Origin of the sequence: Streptococcus sp. HMSC078H03 (genome assembly GCF_001808655.1) — a bacterium.
In the GTDB taxonomy this organism is placed as follows: domain Bacteria; phylum Bacillota; class Bacilli; order Lactobacillales; family Streptococcaceae; genus Streptococcus; species Streptococcus salivarius_G.
Genome location: NZ_KV794114.1, coordinates 71,145 through 93,306 on the forward strand (window position 1 = coordinate 71,145; position 22,162 = coordinate 93,306).

The 22,162-nt window shown below is 40.3% G+C and carries 17 protein-coding genes; 14 read left to right on the plus strand and 3 right to left on the minus strand.

Annotation, left to right across the window (positions count from 1 at the left end):
- The first annotated feature begins 2 nt into the window (after positions 1-2).
- Both HMPREF2607_RS07815 and HMPREF2607_RS07820 read left to right on the plus strand, forming a co-directional pair.
- Complete coding sequence (locus HMPREF2607_RS07815; protein ID WP_070476596.1) at positions 3-2,018, plus strand: M13 family metallopeptidase; 2,016 nt, start codon at positions 3-5, stop codon at positions 2,016-2,018.
- 134 nt (positions 2,019-2,152) lie between these two features.
- Positions 2,153-2,473: a hypothetical protein gene (locus tag HMPREF2607_RS07820; RefSeq protein ID WP_083278665.1), complete on the plus strand. Its 321-nt coding sequence runs from the start codon at positions 2,153-2,155 to the stop codon at positions 2,471-2,473.
- Between the two features lie 238 nt (positions 2,474-2,711).
- On the opposite strand, the gene HMPREF2607_RS07825 is transcribed toward HMPREF2607_RS07820, so the two are convergent.
- Both HMPREF2607_RS07825 and HMPREF2607_RS07830 read right to left on the minus strand, forming a co-directional pair.
- On the minus strand, positions 2,712-6,203 hold the full coding sequence (locus tag HMPREF2607_RS07825) for a KxYKxGKxW signal peptide domain-containing protein (protein WP_070476598.1): 3,492 nt from the start codon (positions 6,201-6,203) through the stop codon (positions 2,712-2,714).
- A gap of 365 nt (positions 6,204-6,568) precedes the next feature.
- Positions 6,569-7,834, minus strand: a complete 1,266-nt coding sequence (locus tag HMPREF2607_RS07830; RefSeq protein WP_070476599.1) for a threonine/serine exporter family protein — start codon at positions 7,832-7,834, stop codon at positions 6,569-6,571.
- A gap of 326 nt (positions 7,835-8,160) precedes the next feature.
- On the opposite strand from HMPREF2607_RS07830, the gene dhaK reads away from it, so the two are divergent.
- From dhaK to HMPREF2607_RS07860, 6 genes are all read left to right on the plus strand, one after another.
- Positions 8,161-9,150, plus strand: a complete 990-nt coding sequence (dhaK, locus tag HMPREF2607_RS07835; RefSeq protein WP_060972002.1) for a dihydroxyacetone kinase subunit DhaK — start codon at positions 8,161-8,163, stop codon at positions 9,148-9,150.
- 31 nt (positions 9,151-9,181) lie between these two features.
- Entirely contained in the window at positions 9,182-9,757 is a 576-nt protein-coding gene (gene dhaL, locus HMPREF2607_RS07840; protein ID WP_070476601.1) for a dihydroxyacetone kinase subunit DhaL, read from the plus strand.
- A 3-nt stretch (positions 9,758-9,760) separates the two neighbouring features.
- On the plus strand, positions 9,761-10,135 hold the full coding sequence (gene dhaM, locus HMPREF2607_RS07845) for a dihydroxyacetone kinase phosphoryl donor subunit DhaM (RefSeq protein WP_021143900.1): 375 nt from the start codon (positions 9,761-9,763) through the stop codon (positions 10,133-10,135).
- 14 nt (positions 10,136-10,149) lie between these two features.
- A complete protein-coding gene (locus HMPREF2607_RS07850) occupies positions 10,150-11,133 on the plus strand; it encodes a Gfo/Idh/MocA family protein (RefSeq protein ID WP_070476602.1) in 984 nt (327 codons plus the stop codon).
- A 142-nt stretch (positions 11,134-11,275) separates the two neighbouring features.
- A complete protein-coding gene (locus HMPREF2607_RS07855; RefSeq protein ID WP_070476603.1) occupies positions 11,276-12,367 on the plus strand; it encodes a glycerol dehydrogenase in 1,092 nt (363 codons plus the stop codon).
- Positions 12,368-12,669: 302 nt separating this feature from the next.
- On the plus strand, positions 12,670-13,014 hold the full coding sequence (locus HMPREF2607_RS07860; RefSeq protein ID WP_022496780.1) for a hypothetical protein: 345 nt from the start codon (positions 12,670-12,672) through the stop codon (positions 13,012-13,014).
- Between the two features lie 221 nt (positions 13,015-13,235).
- Here the strand turns inward: HMPREF2607_RS07860 and HMPREF2607_RS07865 are convergent, their stop codons facing one another.
- Positions 13,236-14,720 carry a DUF1846 domain-containing protein gene (locus tag HMPREF2607_RS07865; protein WP_070476605.1) on the minus strand — a complete coding sequence of 495 codons (1,485 nt, stop codon included), beginning with the start codon at positions 14,718-14,720 and terminating at the stop codon, positions 13,236-13,238.
- A 222-nt stretch (positions 14,721-14,942) separates the two neighbouring features.
- Between HMPREF2607_RS07865 and HMPREF2607_RS07870 the strand changes: the two genes are divergently transcribed.
- The 6 genes from HMPREF2607_RS07870 (at position 14,943) to dexB (ending at position 22,109) form a co-directional block, all read left to right on the plus strand.
- A complete protein-coding gene (locus HMPREF2607_RS07870) occupies positions 14,943-16,202 on the plus strand; it encodes an ABC transporter permease (RefSeq protein WP_037601091.1) in 1,260 nt (419 codons plus the stop codon).
- A 15-nt stretch (positions 16,203-16,217) separates the two neighbouring features.
- The gene (locus HMPREF2607_RS07875; RefSeq protein ID WP_002885283.1) at positions 16,218-16,850 is read left to right on the plus strand and encodes an ABC transporter ATP-binding protein; all 633 of its coding nucleotides are present in this window, start codon (positions 16,218-16,220) and stop codon (positions 16,848-16,850) included.
- Between the two features lie 13 nt (positions 16,851-16,863).
- A complete protein-coding gene (locus HMPREF2607_RS07880) occupies positions 16,864-18,240 on the plus strand; it encodes an ABC transporter permease (protein ID WP_070476607.1) in 1,377 nt (458 codons plus the stop codon).
- Between the two features lie 71 nt (positions 18,241-18,311).
- Complete coding sequence (locus HMPREF2607_RS07885) at positions 18,312-18,965, plus strand: response regulator transcription factor (protein WP_037602238.1); 654 nt, start codon at positions 18,312-18,314, stop codon at positions 18,963-18,965.
- Positions 18,962-20,266 (plus strand): sensor histidine kinase, encoded by a 1,305-nt coding sequence (locus HMPREF2607_RS07890; protein WP_070476609.1) that lies wholly within the window; start codon positions 18,962-18,964, stop codon positions 20,264-20,266. The genes HMPREF2607_RS07885 and HMPREF2607_RS07890 overlap by 4 nt, the downstream gene beginning before the upstream one ends.
- A gap of 232 nt (positions 20,267-20,498) precedes the next feature.
- A complete protein-coding gene (dexB, locus tag HMPREF2607_RS07895; protein WP_070476610.1) occupies positions 20,499-22,109 on the plus strand; it encodes a glucan 1,6-alpha-glucosidase DexB in 1,611 nt (536 codons plus the stop codon).
- Positions 22,110-22,162 lie beyond the last annotated feature (53 nt).

A 22,162-nucleotide genomic window follows, 5' to 3' on the forward strand; every position in this document is an offset into this window, starting at 1 on the left:
CTATGAAAAAGCGTAAGAAAATTATTCTTGGTTCCATAATGGGAGCTTTGGCCTTAGCTCTTGCTGGAGGCGGTTTTTGGGCTTATAAAACCTTTGTTCCGCAAGAAACGCCAATTGATAAGAATGCTACGGTAGCTTCTAATTTTTATCAAGCTGTTAACAAGGACTGGCTCCTAAAAGCCAAAATTCCCGCTGATTCTCCAAGCATTGATAATTTTTATACTTTAGGGGAAGATATCAAAGGAAAGCTTAAGAAGGATATCAAAAATTTAGGGGAGGGTAAGGAGACGTCAGATATTACGGGGATGTCTGAGTTTATCACCTTCTACAAGGCTGCTAGTGATTACAAGCAACGTGAGAAAGATGGCCTTGAACCTCTCAAACCTTATCTAAAAGAGATTGAGGATATCAAGGATGTAAATGATTTGGCCAGTAAATCTGCTAGCTTGACTGATAAAGGGATTCCTCTTCCATTTGGTTATGACGTAGGAACTAACGCAGAGAATACCAGCCAAAAACAAATCCAATTGAGTCCCCCAAGTATCTTATTGCCAGATGTGTCTATTTATAAAGATGAGGCCAGCAAGAAACAATATTTGACTCCAATTGAAACAGCCACGCAAAAAGCCTTGGAAATGCTTGGATATAGCGAAAAAAATAGTAAACGGATTGTCAAAGAAGCACTGGAGTTCGACGAAATCATTGCTAAGTACAGTCTCAGTAACGAAGAGATGTCTGAAAGTAAGAATTTGGTTCACCCTAAAACAGCAGAAGAGATTAATGCCTACTCGGGATCCTTCAAATTATATGATGTCATTAAAGGCATTATGGGACGTGATTTAGAAACCATCAACGTCCCTAATACCAAGTATTTTGAGAACTATAGTAAGATCGTTAATCAGGACAATTTTTCTAAAATAAAATCATGGATATTAGTGCAAGAAGCTATGGCAGCGTCAAATTCTTTGACAGAAGATTACCGTTTGAATTTTGCATCGATTAGCATGGCTATTATGGGCACACAAAAGCCACTTTCTAAAGAAGATACAGTCTATGAGATGAGTGTCAATCTGTTTAGCGATGTCATGAGTGTCTATTATGGACGTAAATACTTTGGTGAAGAAGCCAAGACTGATGTGACAGGTATGATTGATAAAATCAAAAATGTCTATCGTGGCCGTCTCCAACAGAATGATTGGTTGACGGAAGATACACGCAACAAGGCCATCGAAAAGTTGGATAAAATGAAGGTTTTCGTAGGTTATCAGGAAGATGTCGATCCTGGTACTAAGGAACTACATCTTGACCCTAACAAGTCCTTCTTTGAATTGTCAGAAGACATTGCCCAGTTCGGAAAACGTTATACCATTGATCATTTTGATGATCCTATTGATAAGAATAAATGGTCTGGTTCTGCTTTTGATATCAATGCTTATTACAACCCAGAAAGTAACAGTATCAACTTCCCAGCTGGTATTTTGCAAGCTCCGTTTTACGACAAGAACCAAAGTGTTGAAAAGAACTATGGTGGTATCGGTGTCGTGATTGGACATGAAATTACCCATGCCTTTGACTCCAATGGTGCCGATTATGATGAGAATGGCGACATGCATAACTGGTGGACAAAAGCAGATACTAAAGCTTTCGACAAGAGAATCAAAGCCTTTGAAGACCAGTGGAATGGTTTAGAAATTTACGGGACTAAGGTAAATGGAAAACTCACAGTTACTGAGAATGTTGCAGATGCTGGAGGTCTATCATCTACACTCCAAGTGCTCAAAACAGATGTGACAAAACCTAATCTTAAGGACTACTTTGAAAACTACGCAAATATCTGGAAACAAAAGGCTAGCCTGCAGTACAATAAATATACCATGGTGCAAGACGTCCACGCACCAAATGAGTTGCGTGTTAACCAACAACTTAAAAACCTTCCTGAGTTTTATGAGGCCTATCCTCAGATTAAGGAAGGAGACGCCATGTATTTAGCACCAAGCAAGCGCATTAGTTTGTGGTAAAAAAGTCCTGCTACTTTGCTAATCAAGAAGAAGAGAATTTGGAATGGAATCATCCCAGATTCTCTTTTTATGTTGTAGCTTTGGGGAATCATTTTCTAGTGTTATAATGGTGCTATTAAGGAAAGGATTCAAGAATGATGCATAAAAGGAATCTGATAGAAGATAATAAAAGAGGTGAGAATCAGAGCTTTCTCTACTTCCTACACGAGGAGAAAAAATTTGACGTAAAGGCACTTGATGATTTGTGTCACTACATCATAGAACTGGATACAATCAGCCTAGAGCAGTTGAGAGATATCCATTATATTGAAAATCAAATACTACGCCATCTTGTGTATCATTTTGATGATAATGATCTAAGTAAAATTACAAATCTTCCTTTTGACTACTGGGAGTATATAGAGCCCTTTGAACGCTTGGTAGCATGTTTGTATGAGGGTGATGGTGAGGAATGACAATTATCCAGATTATAACAAAGACTTATTAGAGACTTTGAATCAACAGTATGGCTATGCTAGAGATGTTAAGGAATATTTTAATTTGAAGTAGATTGATGAAAGAGCTTCTGTCAGGTAGCTTTACTAGGTTTTAGAAAACAAAAAGAAAACACCAGAAAAAATGATTTCTGGTGTTTTTGAATACATTTTGGCAAAAATGAGGTATTTTTAAATGCTTACAGTTGTTAGTTTGATATTAATCCTTTTTCTCTGTAGCTACGCCATTTTCGTCAATAATATAGGTTTTTCCATCTTTTTCAAGCGTAGTGTTAGTGGTAATTGGAGAACCTTTTGACTCTGGACTAACTGATATCGGCTTTTCAAAATGATAAAGTTTACCATCAAACTCTGCCCATTCGCCACTAAAAGGAGTAGTCATATAAATTTCAGGGTTGAAATAATAAAGTCTATTATCTTCTAACCGAATGACACCTGTTTTTACAACTCCATTTTCATCAGAGATACAGAAACCATTCCAAGAGGTCGAGGTGTCTGTAGCTGTATTCCTTAGAAGTCGTCCTTTAGGACCCAAAAGATAGGTCTTTTCATTGATATTTTGTAGATATGTTCGGTTTTCAGCTCCCCATGGTGGGCTAATATAGTAGGTTTCATTATTATGAGTAACCCATCCGAACTGTAGATGACCGTCCTTATCAGCATAATAGTAATTGTAGTTGCCGTCAATATCATTAGAAAGCATACTACCGTCTTTTTTGAAGAAATAATCGAAATCACCTATCTTGTATCTATCATTTCGAACTTGATAGCCATCTTCTTTAAAATAAACACGTTTACCTTCAATAGTTGCCCAACCAAATATCTGGCTTCCATCCTCGCCAAAATAAGTATATTTTTTAGAAAAGTAATCGCCTGTTTCATGGAATTTATTTACGAACATAGCACCAGTATCGTTATCGAAGAAATAGTACTTTCCATCAAGCAGAAGTCGTTTTCCTTTGGCTTGTTTTCCAGTTGGATCAAAGTAGTATTTTTGATGATTAATAATTTGAAGTCCAGTGGCTAACTGTCCATTTTCTTTAATATAAGCCCAATCACCATCTCTATCTTGAATAAATTGTCCAGGTTTATTCATAGTTACATAACCATTTTGGTCAATGACATAACGAATACCATTAAGTTCAAGTGTTCGGTTAGTCCACATTGCTCCGCTGTCTCTATCGAAATAATGTGTTTGACCGTCAATTTCGACAAGTCTTCCCTTAGCTTGTTTGCCCTCTTTATCAAAGTATAGAGTGACATTATCTATTGAATGGAGTCCTGTGACAGCTTTTCCCTCGTTATCAAAGTAGTACCAATTCCATGCATCATCGTGTTCGAAACGATTTGTTAGTTTAGTTTCGGTCGCTACTCCTTTATCATCAATGAGGTAGGCTTTTTTATTGTAAACTAAGGTTTTGGAAACTGTGAGAGGGGAAGTTTCGGAAAGCGAACTTGTTCTATTGAAAGCATAGAATTTATTATCACTTTGAATTACAGTTTCTTCAATTTTAGTTAAATCTGTGTTTTCTGGAAGTAGATGTCCGATGTAAAAATCATTGTTTTCATCAAGATAGTATAGATTACTAAAATCATCACCAATAATACGTTTAATCTTATCGGTCTTTGTTCGTACTCCGTGGTCAATAATGTCTACTTCTTCCCTGACGGTAGCGGTATAACTTCTTCCACCATGCTTGTAAGTTCTATTTATGCTAGGCTCTAAGTGGTATAGCTTACCATCAATCGTTTTCCAAGTAGGTGTTGTAACTGTAAACATTTTGGGGATATTTCTATTATTTTCAAAATAATAGAGTTTACCATTATTTGCAGTGCTAACACCTGTAAGTAAAACCCCATCCTTATCTGTACCTACGATGCCAGAGTAGTATGCATCATAATCCAGTTCCTGACGTTTGAGTAAAGGTCCGAGATAGTTTTTTAGAAGTTTGCCTTCAAAATAGTAATAGTCCTTGCCTCCTTTTTCGACTATATCAGTGACTGGTGAACCAGAATTTGAAAAATAGTAGTCATCACCATTAATATGATGTTCTCCGGTTAGTACTTGGCCAAATTTATTGGAGCGATAGCTAGTATTTAAAGTTCCAACAAAGACACGTAATGACTGAATATAAAAGGCATCTTTTACCAATTTTCCATGATTATCAAAGAGGTAGTTTTGTCCTTTGAAGATAGTAAGACCATTTTCAACTCGACCAGTATGATCAAAATAATAAAGTTGATCGCCAACTCGATGCCATCCATAGTAACGTCGACCATCAGAACCATAATATTCGTAATACGTTTTAGCAAATGGTTCCTGTCTTCTGATTTCAATAGACCAAGTATGCCAATAGTTGGTTTTTACAGCACCTGAATAGTGACTAAAATAGTAATGGGAGCCGTCAATGATTCTTTCCCCATCTTTCGCTTGACGACCTTCTTCGTCAAAGTAAAGAGTTACTCCATCTACATTTTGCCATCCTTTTAGTTTCTCTCCTGTTGCGGTGTAATAGTACCAGTTGCCTGAGGAATCTTCTTGGAAATGGCCACCAGAAACAAGTGGACGTTGAGGAAGTTTCTGTTCAGTTTCAATCAAAAGACCATTAGCTTCTGCGTGGTAAGTTTTTCCATTAATAGTGATGTCGGTATTTATAACCTTATGACCACTATCCTTATCAAAGTAATAGGGTTCGATACCTATTGTAACGATTTCACCCTTGGCCTGAACACCGTCTGGGTAGAAATACATGTCGAAGCCATCTATAGTCTGTTCGCCTGTTAGAAGTTTCCCTTCTTTATCACTATAGTACCAGTTGCCGTCGTCATCCGACCAAAAACGGTCACGAACCAATTGGCCAGTATCTTTTTGAAAATAATAGGAATTTCCATCTAGTACGACAAAGGCATCTTTAGCTTGGACACCATTAGGGTAAAAGTAGAGTGGTATATTGTCAATAACTTGTTTACCGATAAGTGCTTTCCCATCTTGGCCTAAATAGTACCAATTTCCATTCTTATCAGATGCAAAAGCACTACGGGTAAGTTGTCCACTATCTTTCTCAAAGTGATATGTTGATCCATTAACGTGACGGGTGTCTCCTTTGACTTGCTTACCATCGGCATCGAAGTAGACATTCACATTATCAATATTTTGCATACCAGTAAGTGCTTTCCCATCCTTAATATAGTACCAGTTGCCCTGATCATCGCTAGTGTAATGACCGCCGGATATTACGGGACTTTCTTCTACTTCATGGGCTGCATTTGTTTCAGAATGTGATGTTTCAGAGCTTACGACTTCACTGCTAGTAACAGTAGAGACTTCCGAACGAAGAGCTTGTTGAGAGTTAATTTCAGAAGTACCTATGTCTGAAGTAGCTGCATCAGTGACACTTTGTTTAGATTCAGTAGAAGTAGTTTCAGTGATGATTTCACTTGAATTTGTTGTGACTAAAGATTTGTTTTCCTCTGGTTTAGTAGTGACTTCATTAGTTGACGGGCTTATGACATCGATTGCATTTTCTTCTATGCTGTTTTCAACCGTTGGTTCTGAGGTGGAGTGAGTCTGTTCAGCTGCGGACACATAGCCCAAGCTTGCAAAACTAAGTCCTAGAGCTAGACCAGTTACTGCAATGGTTACCCATTGCTTTTTTACTTTGTGAAGTTTAAAGTATACTTTCTTTTCCATGATAATGCTCCTTTCATAAAACTAAATAATAGTAGCAAGGATATGGTTAACTCATGAGTAAAATTAAGTTAGTATTATGGTTCTATTACTTACATATCAAGTTTATCATCACATTTTAATAAAATCAAAGAATTGTGTAAGCGTTTTTATTTTTGTATAAACTCTTTCCAACTCTACTCTAAACAAAACTGATAGTATATGAATGATAAACTTTCATTAAAGAGAGTTAATGATGTATTTGCTTTAAGTTAGCAGCGGATAGATCCTTGAGTAGGGTATTTTTGATATTCATAATATGCTATCCACTGATTTTAGAACGCCACCAAAAAAGCCACTGGCATACAAAACCAATGGCTTTTAACAATTTATTTCTTCTTCCCTAGTACAAAATAGCGGCTAGGGATTTGTTGTGTCAAACTGACGGCGATGGCGATGGTAAAGGAGGCCAGGAAACAAGCTCGTAGGAAGCTGAGGCCGAGGTCTGCATTTCCGATCAAGAGGAAGTAGACAGCACGGTAGAAGCTCATCCCTGGGATGAGTGGGAACATGCTTGAGGCTAGGAAGACTGTAGCTGGACATCTACGGTAGTGGGCCAAAAAGCGTGAGGTGATAGTGACTAATAGGGCTGGGAAGAGGATGGCGAGGACCTCGTGATGGGTATTATTCCAAATCAAGAGGTAGAGGAGCCATGAGCCGGCACCTAGGGTCCCAAGGTCTAGGAAGTATTTCTTAGGCACTCGGTAAAGCACGGAGAAGGCTGCTGTCCCTAGTCCTGCCATGAAGGTCTGAATCAAGACCCCCAGCCATGAGGTTGACGGTGTTGAGAACATACCTGATAACTGTTCCGCAAAGGGAAGAATGGAAATCATGGCAAGAACACCGACAGAGATAGATAGACAAGTGGAGACCCCTGACAACATCAGTGCTAGACCGCTATAGTAGTTGTTCTGGGTGAATTCTCGAATGGCATTTACAAAGTAGGCCCCAGGAATCAAAATCATCAAGGTGCCCAGAATAATCACGCTACGATGTTGCCCGATACCCAAATAATAGAGAATATTAGCTGATAAAGCGGCAATGGCACTAGAGAGGATAATCTGCAAGAAACTGGTATGAATAAAACGGGAAAAGAGTTGCATACCAATCCCCACAAAAAGCCCCGATATAGCCGCAGCAGTCCCATCAATCCAGCTACTTCCAAGAGCTAGCGAGAAGCTCCCTGCACCAATGACACAGGCTATAATATCCTCTAAAGGACGATAGAAAGTCTTCTGCTCAATGGTTTTCAGCTTTTGGAAAATGCTAGAAACAGGCTGATTTGGCTGTTCTGCCAGTTCACGAGACAGGCGGTTTACTTCCTCTAGTTTACCTAGATGGATAGACGGGACTGAGGTAGCTAGGACACGAGACTCTTTAAGACCTGAGCGGTTGAGTCCAGAAATCATGACTCCTCGATTGACCACGTAAGTGGAGAAGTCTCTGATACCAAGAGACTTGGCCATATGCCCCATGGTGTCTTCGATACGGTAAATCTCGGCACCGCTCTCCATAAGGACACGGCCTGCCTGAAGGACGGCATCCATTTCATTTTTGGTTTCTATTTCTGTCTCTCTTGGAAAATCGATGGTCATTTGAACCTCCTTATCACTTAATTCGTCATTCCATTATAAGGCTTGAATGGTGGTTTTTCAATAGCTTTGACGACTAAAATAGGACTTTCTATGAGATTTTTCTTCTACTTAATGATAGGGGGCAGGAAAATGGAGGGCTTGCCTTTTGCCTTGCTATTGGTAGAGGCAAATGCTACAATTAAATTATAAAATGTATGCGTTTACATATTTTTACGCTACCTTTCTCAAAAAGCCTTGCAGTCCTTTATTTATAGGGGTCTTAGCAATTAAAGAAGGGAACAAATGTAAGTGCAAATAGATGATACCTTTGAAAAGGAGACAATTTCATGAAAAAAATTATCAATAAACCTGAAAATGTTGTGACAGAGATGCTAGATGGTTTGGCTTATGTTCACAGTGATTTGGTGCATCGTGTTGACGGCTTTGACATCATTGTAAGAAATGAGCAGGCTGCTGGTCAAGTTGGTCTCATTTCTGGTGGTGGAAGTGGTCATGAGCCAGCCCACGCTGGTTTTGTGGGTGATGGTATGCTTTCAGCAGCCATCGCAGGTGCAGTGTTCACATCACCAACACCTGATCAAATTTTGGAAGCTATCAAGGAAGCAGATCAAGGGGCTGGTGTCTTCATGGTTGTTAAAAATTATTCTGGGGACATCATGAATTTTGAGATGGCTCAAGAATTGGCTGAGATGGAAGGTATCGAGGTTGCCAGTGTCGTTGTGGACGATGATATTGCTGTGGAAAATAGCCTCTATACTCAAGGTCGTCGTGGGGTTGCAGGTACCATTTTCGTGCATAAGATCCTAGGTCATGCGGCTCGCGAAGGTAAGTCTCTGGCTGAAATCAAAGACTTGGCTGACAAGATTGTTCCTAATATCCACACTATTGGTTTGGCCCTTAGCGGTGCGACAGTTCCTGAGGTCGGCAAGCCTGGTTTTGTCCTAGCAGAGGATGAAATAGAGTACGGTATTGGTATCCATGGTGAACCAGGCTATCGCAAGGAGTCTATGCAACCTTCTCGACAGTTAGCTGAAGAATTGACTGGTAAGCTCCTTGAAGCTTTTGATGCTAAGTCAGGTGAACGCTATGCCCTTCTCATCAATGGTATGGGTGCGACACCTCTCATGGAGCAGTATGTCTTTGCTAATGATGTAGCAAGCATTCTTGAAGATGCCGGACTAGATGTGGCATATAAAAAGTTAGGTAATTACATGACATCTATTGATATGGCAGGCCTCTCATTGACTCTGATGAAGATTGAAGATGAGGCTTGGCTTGAGGCTTTGGAGAGTCCAGTTAAGACTATTGCTTGGTAGTCTGACGTGAGAACTAGAAATTAGGTATATTATGGATAAAACAGTTGCAGTAAAATGGATGCAAGACTTTGACCAAAAAGTTGAAGCAGAAAAAGACCACTTGTCTGAATTAGATGGTCCTATTGGAGATGGTGATCATGGTGCTAACTTGGCGCGTGGTATGGCAGCAGCCGTTGAAGCTATTAAGAGCACGGAACCACAAAGTGCAGCAGAAGTATTTAAGGCAGTCTCAATGGCCTTGATTAGTAAGGTTGGTGGTGCCTCAGGTCCGCTTTATGGGTCTGCCTTTATGGGCATGATGAAGGCTGAACAAGCTGGTCAGGATTTGGCAGGTGTGCTTGAGGCAGGTCTCGAGATGATTAAAAAACGTGGTCATGCACAAGCTGGTGAAAAGACCATGGTGGATGTTTGGCATCCAGTTGTTGAAGCTGTCAAACAAGGCCAACTCACCATTGATGTCATTGATCAAGCTGTTCTTTCAACCAAGGAAGTTGCGGCTACAAAGGGGCGTGCCTCTTATGTCGGTGAGCGTTCAATTGGTCACATTGATCCAGGCTCTTATTCGTCTGGTCTACTCTTCAAAGCCTTGCTAGAATCGGAGGGCTAGGATATGCCAGAACTTGGAATTGTGATTGTATCTCACTCTGCTGATATTGCTAAAGGTTTGGTGAGTCTGATTCGTGAGGTCGCTCCAGATATCCCTTTGACAGCTACAGGTGGTCTGGAAGATGGAGGTTTGGGTTCAAGTTTCGACCATGTGCAAGTGGCTGTGGATAGTCAGCCAGCTAACAGACTCTTGGCATTTTACGACTTGGGTAGTGCTCGTATGAATTTGGAAATGCTTGAAGAATTTTCTGACAAGGAAATTCTCATTCAACAGGTGCCTCTCATTGAGGGGGCTTATGCGGCAGCAGCCTTGCTTCAGGCAGGAGCGAGTGAGGTTGAAATCTTATCTCAGATTAATGAATTGACTATTCAAAAATAGAATAAAGGAAAATTATGACAAATCAAATTAAGTATAAATGGGCTACTCTTGGGACGGGTGTTATTGCCAATGAGTTGGCACAGGCTTTAGAGGCTCTAGGTGGTAAACTCTATTCCGTTGCAAATCGCACCTATGATAAGGGTGTTGCCTTCGCTGAAAAATACGGCATTGAAAAGGTTTATCAAGAGATTGATGAAGTGTTTAAAGATCCTGAAGTGGATATTATCTACATTTCAACGCCTCACAATACGCATATCAATTTTCTTCGCAAGGCACTCGCAGCAGGTAAACACGTCCTCTGTGAAAAATCTATTACCTTAAATAGTGAGGAATTGGCAGAAGCTATCCAACTCGCCGAAGAAAATCATGTCAAACTGGCAGAAGCCATGACCATTTTTCATATGCCTATCTATCGAAAACTATCTGAAATCGTGGAAAGTGGTAAGCTAGGGCCTCTCAAGGTTATCCAGATGAACTTTGGTTCTTATAAAGAATATGACATGACCAACCGCTTTTTCAATCGTAATCTAGCTGGTGGTGCCCTACTTGATATCGGTGTCTATGCCCTATCCTTCGTGCGTTGGTTTATGACCTCACAACCGACAGAGATGGTTTCACAGGTCAAATTAGCTCCAACTGGTGTTGATGAGCAAGCGGGTATTCTCCTTACCAATGCAGAAGGGGAAATGGCGACGGTGACACTGAGTCTTCATGCTAAACAACCTAAACGTGGCACCATTGCTTATGACAAGGGTTATATCGAACTTTACGAGTACCCACGTGGGCAAAAGGCGGTCATCACCTATACAGAAGATGGCTCACAAGAAGTCATCGAGGCAGGAGCAACCGCCAAAGCCCTCCAGTATGAGGTCCTAGACATGGAAGCAGCTGTTGCAGGCGAGGATGATCATACCTACCTCAATTACAGCCGAGATGTTATGGAACTTATGACTCAACTCCGCAAAGACTGGGGCTTGGTCTACCCAGAAGAAGAGTAGCGATTAGATGATAAACAAGACCAGTATAATGTACTGACTACAAAAGATAGACAGTCTCTTAAAAGGATTTAGCCCTGCATAAGATAGGAATAGGTCCATTTAACCGATTCTATATAATACATTTATGTCAAAGGAGAAAGACATGAGAAATTTTGCAAGTCCGTCACGTTACATTCAAGGTGAAAATGCCTTATTTGAAAATGCAAAAGCCATTTCAGAATTGGGAACTCATCCTGTTTTACTATGTGACTCAGTAGTTTATGATATTGTAGGTAAACGTTTCGAAGAATACCTTGTTCAAAATGGACTCACAGTTGTACCAGTCTTCTTTAATGGAGAAGCATCGGATAATGAAATTAATCGTGTGGTCAGCCTAGCCAAAGAAGAAGACTGTGATTTAGTTATTGGACTCGGTGGTGGTAAGACTATCGATAGTGCTAAAGCTATTGCAGACCTTCTACAATCGTCAGTTGTTATTGCCCCAACTATCGCATCTACAGATGCTCCAGTTTCAGCTTTGTCTGTTATCTATACTGACGAGGGTGCCTTTGAGCGCTATATCTTCTATTCTAAGAACCCAGAGTTGGTTTTGGTGGATAGTAAAGTGATCTCTCAAACACCAAAACGTTTGTTAGCATCTGGTATTGCAGATGGCTTAGCAACTTGGGTAGAAGCTCGAGCAGTTATGCAAGCCAACGGAAAAACTATGCTAGGTAAACACCAAACTCTAGCAGGGGTTGCCATTGCTGAACGCTGTGAAGAGATTCTTTTTGCAGATGGTCTACAAGCCATGGCCGCTTGTGAAGCTAAAGTGGTAACGCCTGCCCTAGAAAATATTATTGAAGCTAATACCCTTCTTAGTGGTATTGGATTTGAAAGTGGTGGTTTGGCTGCTGCTCATGCCATCCATAATGGTTTCACAGCTCTCACTGGCGATATTCACCATTTGACTCATGGTGAAAAAGTAGCCTACGGAACTCTTGTGCAATTGTTCTTAGAAAATCGTCCAAAAGAAGTTTTGGATAAATACATTCGCTTCTATCAACAAATTGGAATGCCAACTACTCTTAAAGAAATGCATCTTGAAAATGCAAGCTATGAAGATCTTCTCAAGGTTGGTCAACAAGCGACTATTGAAGGAGAAACTATCCATCAAATGCCATTTGAAGTGAAAGCCTCTGATATTGCCCAAGCAATCGTAGCAGTAGATGCTTATGTTCATGGATTAGCCTAAGTAAATTTGGTCTTTTGTAGGGAAAGTGGCACCATTCCCGTATAGGAATATTATCCCCCTCAGGCACTTATCCCAACAGGATAGACAAATTGTTATAGGAAAGGGTTCAGTTCTGTATTAGATAGGACTGAGCCCTTTTTACTATTTAAAAACCAATATTTCCAAAGTCCCTCAAAGCGGTTTAAGAACTATTGAAAACAACAGAAATTTTCAAGAAATCTTGATTTAACAGTCATTTCCCTTGTGTAAGCGTTTCAAAAGGTGTATACTATAAATGAAAAGATAGGAAAAGGAGATGGCTAGTGGCTAGTATAACAATTGAAGCGAGCAAGGTAGCTAGAAAGAGTCCTATTCGCGTAGACACTAGTCTTGTGGGGACCGTTTCTGGAGTGGAAGACGTGAGCGTTTCCCTACCATCGTCAAAAGCTCGTTTGAGTGTCGGAAAATTGGGTTACAAGTCTAACACCATTACGGTGGAGGATGGGCAAATTGTCCGTGTTACTAGTAATTTTCTAAATCGCTTTATAGCGATAGCGCCATTGTTACTTTATCTTGTTGGAGGTCGTTACCTCCCACTTGTTGCTGTCCTATCTACTATAATTTTGCTTTTTAGCTTACCTTTTCTCAAGTTAGAAATCGTAGGCTGATTAGAATCGGGAGTGGCTTAGCCCTCTGTTTGATACCTTTAACTCACTTTTTCATAATAATGCTAGGCCACTCCCTTTTCATCGGGAACGGGTCGAGACGAAAGAGTGGGTTATCAAAAAGGGAACTCGATAGAGCTTCCCTTTTTTCTTTCTCCAGCTAAAGTGATTTCGAAAAGACCCCAGTTGGTAAAACTGAGGTCTTTCTTGTTTTAAATCATGAATTACTTACGGTACAATTTGTCGTATTGATAGTAAGGATCGAAGGTCACATTGATACCGAGCTTACGAAGAACATTTTTGTCTTCATCGGTAAGAATGATTGTTGAGTGAGCTTCAGAACCTTTGAGGCTACCAAGTTCCTCCATGGCACGCGCCGCATCCGCATTGTTGGCAGCTGTAATGGCCAAGGCGATAAGGATTTCGTTGGAGTGGAGACGAGGATTACGGCTACCCAGATGGTCAATTTTCAGACCTTGGATAGGTTTAACCACTTCAGGCTCGATAAGTTTAGTATCCTTATCAATACCTGCAGAAGTCTTGATTGCATTAATTAAAGCTGCCGCTGTTGGACCAAAGAGTTCTGAATTCTTACCAGTTACGATTTGACCATTTGGCAATTCGAGGGCAAGGGCAGAACCACCTGTTTCTTCAGCCTTAGCGCGTGCTGCAACAACCACTTGGCGATCTTCAGGAGTAATACCAAGATCATTCATGAGCAACTCAATCTTCTTGACAGCAGTCTCGGAAACACGTTCATTTTTGAAATCAAGAACGGTTTGATAGTAGCGACGGATAATCTCTTGTTTAGAAGCTTCTTTGGCTGCCTCATCATCCGTAATGGCAAAACCAACCATGTTAACACCCATATCTGTAGGTGAAGCGTAAGGTGACTCACCAAGGATGCGCTCAAGCATACGTTTGAGGACTGGGAAAATCTCGATGTCACGGTTGTAGTTTACCGTAGTTTTGCCATAAGTTTCCAAGTGGAATGGGTCAATCATATTGACATCATCAAGGTCGGCAGTGGCAGCTTCATAGGCCAAGTTGACTGGGTGATGAAGTGGCAAATTCCAAACTGGGAAGGTTTCAAATTTTGCATAACCTGATTTGATGCCATTGATTTGGTCGTGGTACATGTTAGACATACATGTCGCCAATTTACCAGAACCAGGACCAGGAGCAGTAACGACGATAAGGTTACGGCTAGTCTTGATATAGTCATTTTTTCCCATACCTTCAGGAGAAATGATATGGTTCATATCCGTCGGATAGCCCTTGATTGGGTAGTGGATGTAAGATTTGATGCCATTTTTTTCCAATTGGTTACGGAAAGCATCGGCTGCAGGTTGACCTGAATACTGCGTAATAACAACAGAACCCACATAGATATTGAGCTCGTTGAATTTATCAATCAGACGAAGGACCTCTTGGTCGTAAGAAATGCCAAGGTCACCACGAGCCTTAGAGTGCTCGATATTGCTGGCATTGATGGCAATGACCACTTCAACCTGATCTTTGAGCTCTTGAAGGAGCTTGATTTTATTGTCAGGCTCATAACCAGGAAGGACACGAGCAGCGTGGAAATCCTCCAACATTTTACCACCAAACTCCAAGTAGAGTTTCCCGTCAAACTGGTTAATACGCTCCAAAATATGGTCGCGTTGCAGATTCAAATACTGTTCAGAACTAAAAGCTTGTTTCTTCATAAATAAAAATACCTCTGAGGAAAATTATATCAAATGCCTGAGGTAAATGCTATTGGCGAAAGTCGATTTGTTGGAGAAAAAGAGTTTAAAGTCAATCATAATTAGAATATTTAATTTCATAAAGGTTTCACATTTGTCGTCTATAATTAGGATAAGAAAAATGAAGAGTCCTCATTTATCTTTGGTGTAGCTGAGGGCCAATGTCTTAAATGGAGGTGGAAGATGATTCTCTTACAACAGGCAGTTGCTTATATTTTCCGCAAAAAAACGCGGAATTTTATCCTTTTTCTTATTTTATTTTTGATATTATCTTGCTTGTATTTTTGTTTTTCTCTTATGCAAGTTGGTGGAGGAATGGAGGCACAAATCAGGAAGTCAAGTGGGGCAAGTTTTGATCTGGTAAGTAAAGAAAGAGGGAGTGCCTTTTCCTGGAAAGAGGGGGCAAAGATTAGTCATCTATCTGATGTGATTTCAACGATACCTCAATATGTAAGTCCGGTGCGACTTATCGATAAGAAGGTAGTTACAGGAAAACAAACGGTGGAACGTGATGATCTTGATAATGAGGCTAATCAAGCCTTGGGAGCCACTTTTACTAAGGAAACAGGCCAAAGTGTTGATTTTAGGAGTGGTGCTTTTCAACTCATTAAGGGGAAGCACATATCTGCTAAAAGGCAAATTTTGATTCATGAATCGCTTGCTAGGAAAAATAAGCTAAGCGTCGGAGACAAGCTGACCTTGTCCAATTTTCAGGGGACTGAAAATAGAGCTAAGAAAATGAGCTTTGATATCGTTGGTATTTTTTCTGGCAAGAAGGAGGAGACATTTACTGGAATGTCCTCAGATTTAAGTGAAAATCAAGTCTTCCTCCATTATGAGGACTCTAGCCAGCTGCTTAATTTGACTGATAAGTTAGTGACAAAATTATCCTTTGGTATTAAGAATCCAGATAGGATCGACCAAGTCATTAAACAAGTAGAACAATTAGATATCGATTGGTATCGTCTACGTTTGGACGAGGACCGTAAGGCTTTTGACTCCTTGAAGGAATCGTCTAAAGCGCTACAAGGAATCGTCAGAACGATGATGATTAGTTTAATTGTTACAGGAGCAGGGATCCTCTCATTTTTAATGGCACTATGGACGCGTGAGAGAAATCATGAGATAGGTATTCTTTTAGCAATTGGGAAGAGCAAGGGACGCATTTTTGCTCAATTTCTTATGGAGATATTGTTGGTGTCTCTTATGTCTTTGCTACCTGCCCTTGCTATTGGACGGCTACTAAGTCGACTGTTTTTGCAAGAATTTATAGGACAGCAAGGACAGCAGCAGGCTCTTCAGTTATTAGATCAAATACCTCAGGGACTACCTTTAGGCCAATCTTATCTAAGTCTTCTAGTCTTGGTAATATTATCGCTCGGTGTGACAACAGGTCTCATTTGGCGTAAAACTCCAAAAGAAATCTTATCTAATATGAGTTAAGGAGAAAGGAACACTATGTTAGAACTCAAAGATGTTACGTATAGTTATCAAAATAAAAGTGAAGCTATCCTCTCGAAAGTGAATTATCGTTTCGAGAAAGGTAAATTTTATAGTATTATTGGGCAATCTGGAGCGGGAAAATCGACCTTACTTTCCCTTTTGGCAGGTCTTGATTATCCCAAGAAGGGGCAGGTCTTGTTTAATGGAGAAAATATCAAGAAAAAAGGCTCTAGTTATCATCGTAGACACCATGTTGCGCTTGTTTTTCAAAATTACAATCTCATTGATTATCTTACACCTTTAGAAAATGTACGACTTGTTAATAAAAATGCCGATAGGAAGATACTTTCTGAATTGGGATTAGATGAAAAACAAATTAATCGAAATGTCCTGCAACTTTCAGGTGGGCAACAACAACGTGTAGCTATTGCGCGGGCTTTGGTTTCAGAGGCTCCAATTATCTTAGCAGATGAACCGACAGGAAATCTAGACGAGGAAACTGCGAAGGATATTATTGCTATCCTTAAAAGAATGGCCTTAGATCGCCAAAAATGTGTCATAGTTGTTACGCACAGTAAGGAAGTTGCTCAGGCATCTGATGTGGTTTTAGAGTTGAAGAAGAAACAACTCATAGAAAAGAAAAAATAAAGAAAGGACTCTTATGTTTCGAAACGCTTTTGCATATATTACACGAAAATGGTCAAAGTCACTATTACTGTTAATTATTATTCTTTTGATGAGTACTCTTAGTTTGTTAGGACTTGCTATGCGAAGTGCAACCCAAGAAGCTGCGTCCAAGAGTCTAGGGTCAATTACCAATAGTTTTTCAATGCAGATTAATCGTAACACGAATCCTGGAACTCCTCGTGGGGCTGGAAATCTTAAGGGAGAAGATATTAAAAAGATTAGTGAGACTAAAGGGATTGTTTCGACTATAAAACGGATAAATGGTATTGGTGATTTACTAGATTATGAGATTATCGAAACAGAGCAAACGCTACAAAATCAGTCTCCAGAACGTGCTAAAAATTTTAAGTCTACCTTGATGTTGACAGGAGTCAATGACTCATCAAAAGAAGACAAATTTGTTTCAGGTGCTTATAAACTAGTTGAAGGAGAACATCTATCCGATAAGGATCATAATCAAATCTTGATGCACGAAGATTTAGCTAAAAAGAATGGTCTTAATGTAGGAGATAAAGTAAAGCTTAAATCTAATCTCTATGACGCTGATAACGAAAAAAGGGCTGATGAAACAGTAGAAGTGACTATCAAAGGTTTATTTTCTGGTCAAAATAAAGCAGCCGTTACCTATGCTCAGGAGTTGTATGAAAACACCCTCATCACTGATCTAGACACAGTAGCAAAACTCTATGGTAATACTGTAGAAACTGCCACTTATGAGGATGCCACTTTCTTTGCTAAAGGCGATCAAAATCTTGATTCCTTGATAGCAAAGATTAAAAAGTTGAATATTAACTGGTCCCTCTACGATCTTGTTAAGAGCTCGTCAAATTACCCTGCTTTACAGAAATCTATTCTTGGGATGTATCGTGTGGCAAACCGTATGTTTATTGGAAGTCTCATTTTTACAAGTTTATTGCTAACCCTTCTGTTAATTTTATGGTTAAATGCTCGTCGTAGAGAAGTTGGTATCTTTTTGGCCTTGGGACTTAAAAAGACACAGGTTGCGGGTCAATTTTTAATAGAATTGCTGATGATTGCCTTACCAGCCTTTCTTTTGTCATATGGTTTAGCTAGTTTCTTTGCCGAAAAAGTTGGTAATACAGTCCTTTCCAATGTAACAGAAGGTATCAATAAGCAAATGACCAAAGAATCTCTAGCTGCAAATCTTGGTGGAGGGGCTGAGGCAGAAAGCTTCAGTAAGACTCTAACTCAGATTCACATGACAGTCCAACCTAAGCAACTTTTGGTAGTCATTCTAGTCGGTGGATTTATTTTAAGCTTGGTATCCTTGATTTCTTCTCGCTGGCTTCTTCACAAGAAACCCAAGGACCTCTTAGTTGATGTTGAATGATAAGTTTGCTGCACCTATAAAAAACGGTATAATGGAAGAAAGAGACCATATATAGATTAAAAGGATAATGTATGAAGATACTAATCGTAGAAGATGAAGTCCTGATTCGCGAAGGGATGAGCGACTATCTCATGGAATGTGGCTATGAGGTCTTTGAAGCAGGCGATGGGCAGGAGGCCCTGGACCTCTTTCACAGAGAGGCGCCAGATCTGGTCTTGCTGGATATCCAGCTCCCTATCCTCAATGGCTTGGAAGTACTCAAGACCATCCGGAAGACCAGCTCAGTCCCTGTCCTCATGCTAACGGCCTTCCATGACGAGGACTATAAGTTGACAGCCTTTGGAGAGTTGGCAGATGGCTATCTGGAAAAACCCTTCTCCTTGTCCCTCTTGAAGGTCCGTATCGAAGCTATTTTTAAAAAGCTTCAGCCTTCACGGGTCTTCACCTATGGAGAGGCACAGGTGGATTTTGAGAGCTACACAGCCAGCCTAGCTGGGCAAGCCATCTCCATGAATGCCAAGGAGTTGGAAATCTTGGAATACCTGCTCCAGCATGAAGGCAAGGCCCGGACTCGCTCTCAGATCCTCGATGCCGTCTGGAAGGAGACGGAGGAGATTCCTTTTGATCGGGTGATCGATGTCTATATCAAGGAACTACGAAAAAAACTAGAGCTGGACTGTATCGTTACGGTACGCAATGTCGGCTATAAATTGGAGAGACCATGACCAAACGGAGTATCTTTGCAAAAATCTTTCTGATTACCTTTGCCCTTTTTAGTAGCTTAGTCATTCTTCTACATGCTTCGGTTTACTTTATTTTTCCATCGACCTATATCGAGTCCCAGCGCCAGACGATTTTGAAGAAATCGCAAGCTCTGGCTAAGAGTTTCCAGGGCCAGGAAGAAGGGACCATTGAGTCGGTCATCGACCTTTATTCCAAGACCAATGATATCAAGGTGTCTATCAAAGGAAAGCAAAAACAAAATGCCCTAGAGGTCAAGGATGACCTGCTCGTGAACCCTGACAGCCAGAATAATTCCCTGGTCATTGAAGAGCGAAAGATTCAGACCAAGGAAGGGAAAGACTTAACCTTGCAATTCTTAGCGACCGTCGATTCGCAAAAGGAAGCGCGGGACATCAGTCTGGGCTTTCTTCCCTATAGTCTCCTTGCTTCCTTTGTTCTATCGCTGATTGCCTCCTATCTCTATGCCCGCATGATTTCTGCTCCAATCCTTGAGATCAAGCAGATGACCAAGCGGATGAAGCGGCTGGATCGGACAGCCAGTCTTCCTATTCACTCGCAGGATGAGATTGGTGTCCTTAAGCAACAGATCAACGACCTCTATCATCATCTCCTAGAGGTGATCGACAATCTAGAGCAGCAGAAACAGGAAAATCTGAAGTTGGAGCAGATGAAGGTGGAATTCCTACGGGGGGCCTCGCATGAGCTCAAGACGCCTCTGGCCAGCTTGAAGATTATCCTAGAAAATATGCGAGATAAAATTGGTCGCTACAAGGATCGGGACCGCTACCTATCAGTTTCTCTTGACATCGTCGATGAGATGAACCAGATTGTCCTAGAAATCCTGTCTTTATCTTCTGTTCAAGAATTAGGTGGTGATAAGGAGTGGATTCAGTTAGATGATGTGGTAAATCGCATACTCACTCAAAATCAAGTGTTGGTTGAGAATCGCTCCCTATCAATTGACAATTATCTTCCGGTAACTAGTATTTTCATGAATTTACCTATTTTGAAATTGGTTCTCTCAAATATCATCAGTAATGCAGTCAAGCATTCTGATAAGGGTGGAGTGATTCGAATAGGTTTAGAAAATGAAGGAACTGATTTTGTCATTGAAAATACGAGTGTATCTAAAGAAAATATTTCAACTAAAGCTCAGTCTAAGAAAGAAGGAGGATTAGGCCTTTTTGTAGTCAAATACCTTTTAGAGCATGAGGAACTTAGCTATAGATTTGAAAAAAGTTCTACGGGGAGGCGCTTTGTTATGGTCTTGCCCAAAAAGTAAAAAGCGATGGTTAAGATATTAACCATCGTTTTCTTTGTATTGTTAAAATAAGCAAAGGCTAACCTTACATTTCAACTCTATTATTTTTCAATATTACCAAAAGTTTAAGGAGTCTGGAATATAGGTCATTGAAATGTTTTAAACAACAAAAGAAATCGCTTGCATAACTTCTAGAAAAACGTAAAATAGAACTATCAGACTCACGATGATAATAAAAACGAGGAGTAGAATCATGCAAAAATACTGGTGGCACAAGGCTACAATTTATCAAATTTACCCTAAATCTTTTATGGACAAAAACGGTGATGGCATCGGTGACCTCAAGGGAATTACTAGTAAGCTAGATTATCTTCAAAAACTCGGAATTACAGCCCTATGGCTTTCGCCTGTCTATGACAGTCCAATGGATGACAATGGCTATGATATTGCTAACTATGAGGCTATTGCAGATATTTTTGGAGACATGAGTGACATGGATGAGCTTTTGGCGGAAGCCAAGAAGCGTGATATTCAAATTGTTATGGACTTGGTGGTTAACCATACGTCTGATGAGCATGCATGGTTCATCGAAGCGCGTGATAATCCAGAAAGTCTTGAACGAGATTTCTACATCTGGCGAGACAAACCTAATGAGTTAGTGTCTATCTTTAGTGGCTCCGCTTGGGAATATGATGAGACCTCAGGCCAATATTATCTGCATTTCTTTAGTAAGAAACAGCCAGACCTCAACTGGGAAAATCCACGGTTGCGCCAGAAAGTTTATGACATGATGAATTTCTGGATTGATAAGGGAATCGGTGGTTTCCGCATGGATGTGATTGATATGATTGGTAAGATCCCAGATCAACTGATTGATACAAACGGTCCAAAACTTCACGATTATATCAAGGAGATGAACCAGGCAAGCTTTGGAAAGCACGACCTTCTAACCGTTGGTGAAACCTGGGGAGCAACACCGGAAATTGCTAAACAGTATTCAAATCCAGATAATCAAGAACTTTCCATGGTTTTCCAGTTTGAACATATTGGACTTCAGCATAAGCCAGATAGCCCTAAATGGGAGTATGAGAAGGAGTTGGATGTTTCAGCACTTAAGGCTATTTTTAATAAATGGCAAACCGAGTTAGAGTTGGGACAAGGTTGGAACTCACTTTTTTGGAATAACCATGATCTGCCTCGTATTCTCTCAATGTGGGGAGATACTGGTGTCTATCGTGAGAAGTCAGCCAAGGCCTTGGCTATCCTCCTTCATCTGATGAGAGGAACACCTTACATTTATCAAGGTGAAGAAATCGGCATGACCAATTATCCTTTTAGAACTTTGGAAGAATTGAATGACATTGAATCTCTCAACTATGCCAAAGAAGCTCTCGAAAAAGGGGCAGCGATAGAAGTTATCATGGACCAAATCCGTCAAGTGGGTCGTGACAATGCTCGAACACCAATGCAATGGGATACGTCTAAAAATGCTGGATTTAGCATATCGGATAAGACTTGGTTACCTGTTAATCCAAACTATAAGGACATAAATGTTGAATCAGCCCTTGCCAATCCAGAATCAATTTTCTATACATATCAGAAGCTCGTAGAGCTTCGTAAGACTCAAGATTGGTTGGTAGATGCTGACTTTGAACTCTTGGAGACAACTGACAAAGTCTTTGCTTACATTCGGAAAACTAAAGATAGCAGTTATCTGGTTGTAGTCAACCTATCGGACCAAGAACAAGACTTCTGTTATGATTTCGAAAGAGCAGAAGTTGTCATTGCAAATACCGAATTAGAGCCAATTACAGACCAAGGCAAACTCCAAGCCTGGGATGCTATTTGTGTGAAGATGAAATAAAAAGAAAAGTGGTTGCCAACTAACTGTTGGCGACCACCTTTTGTCTATTAAAT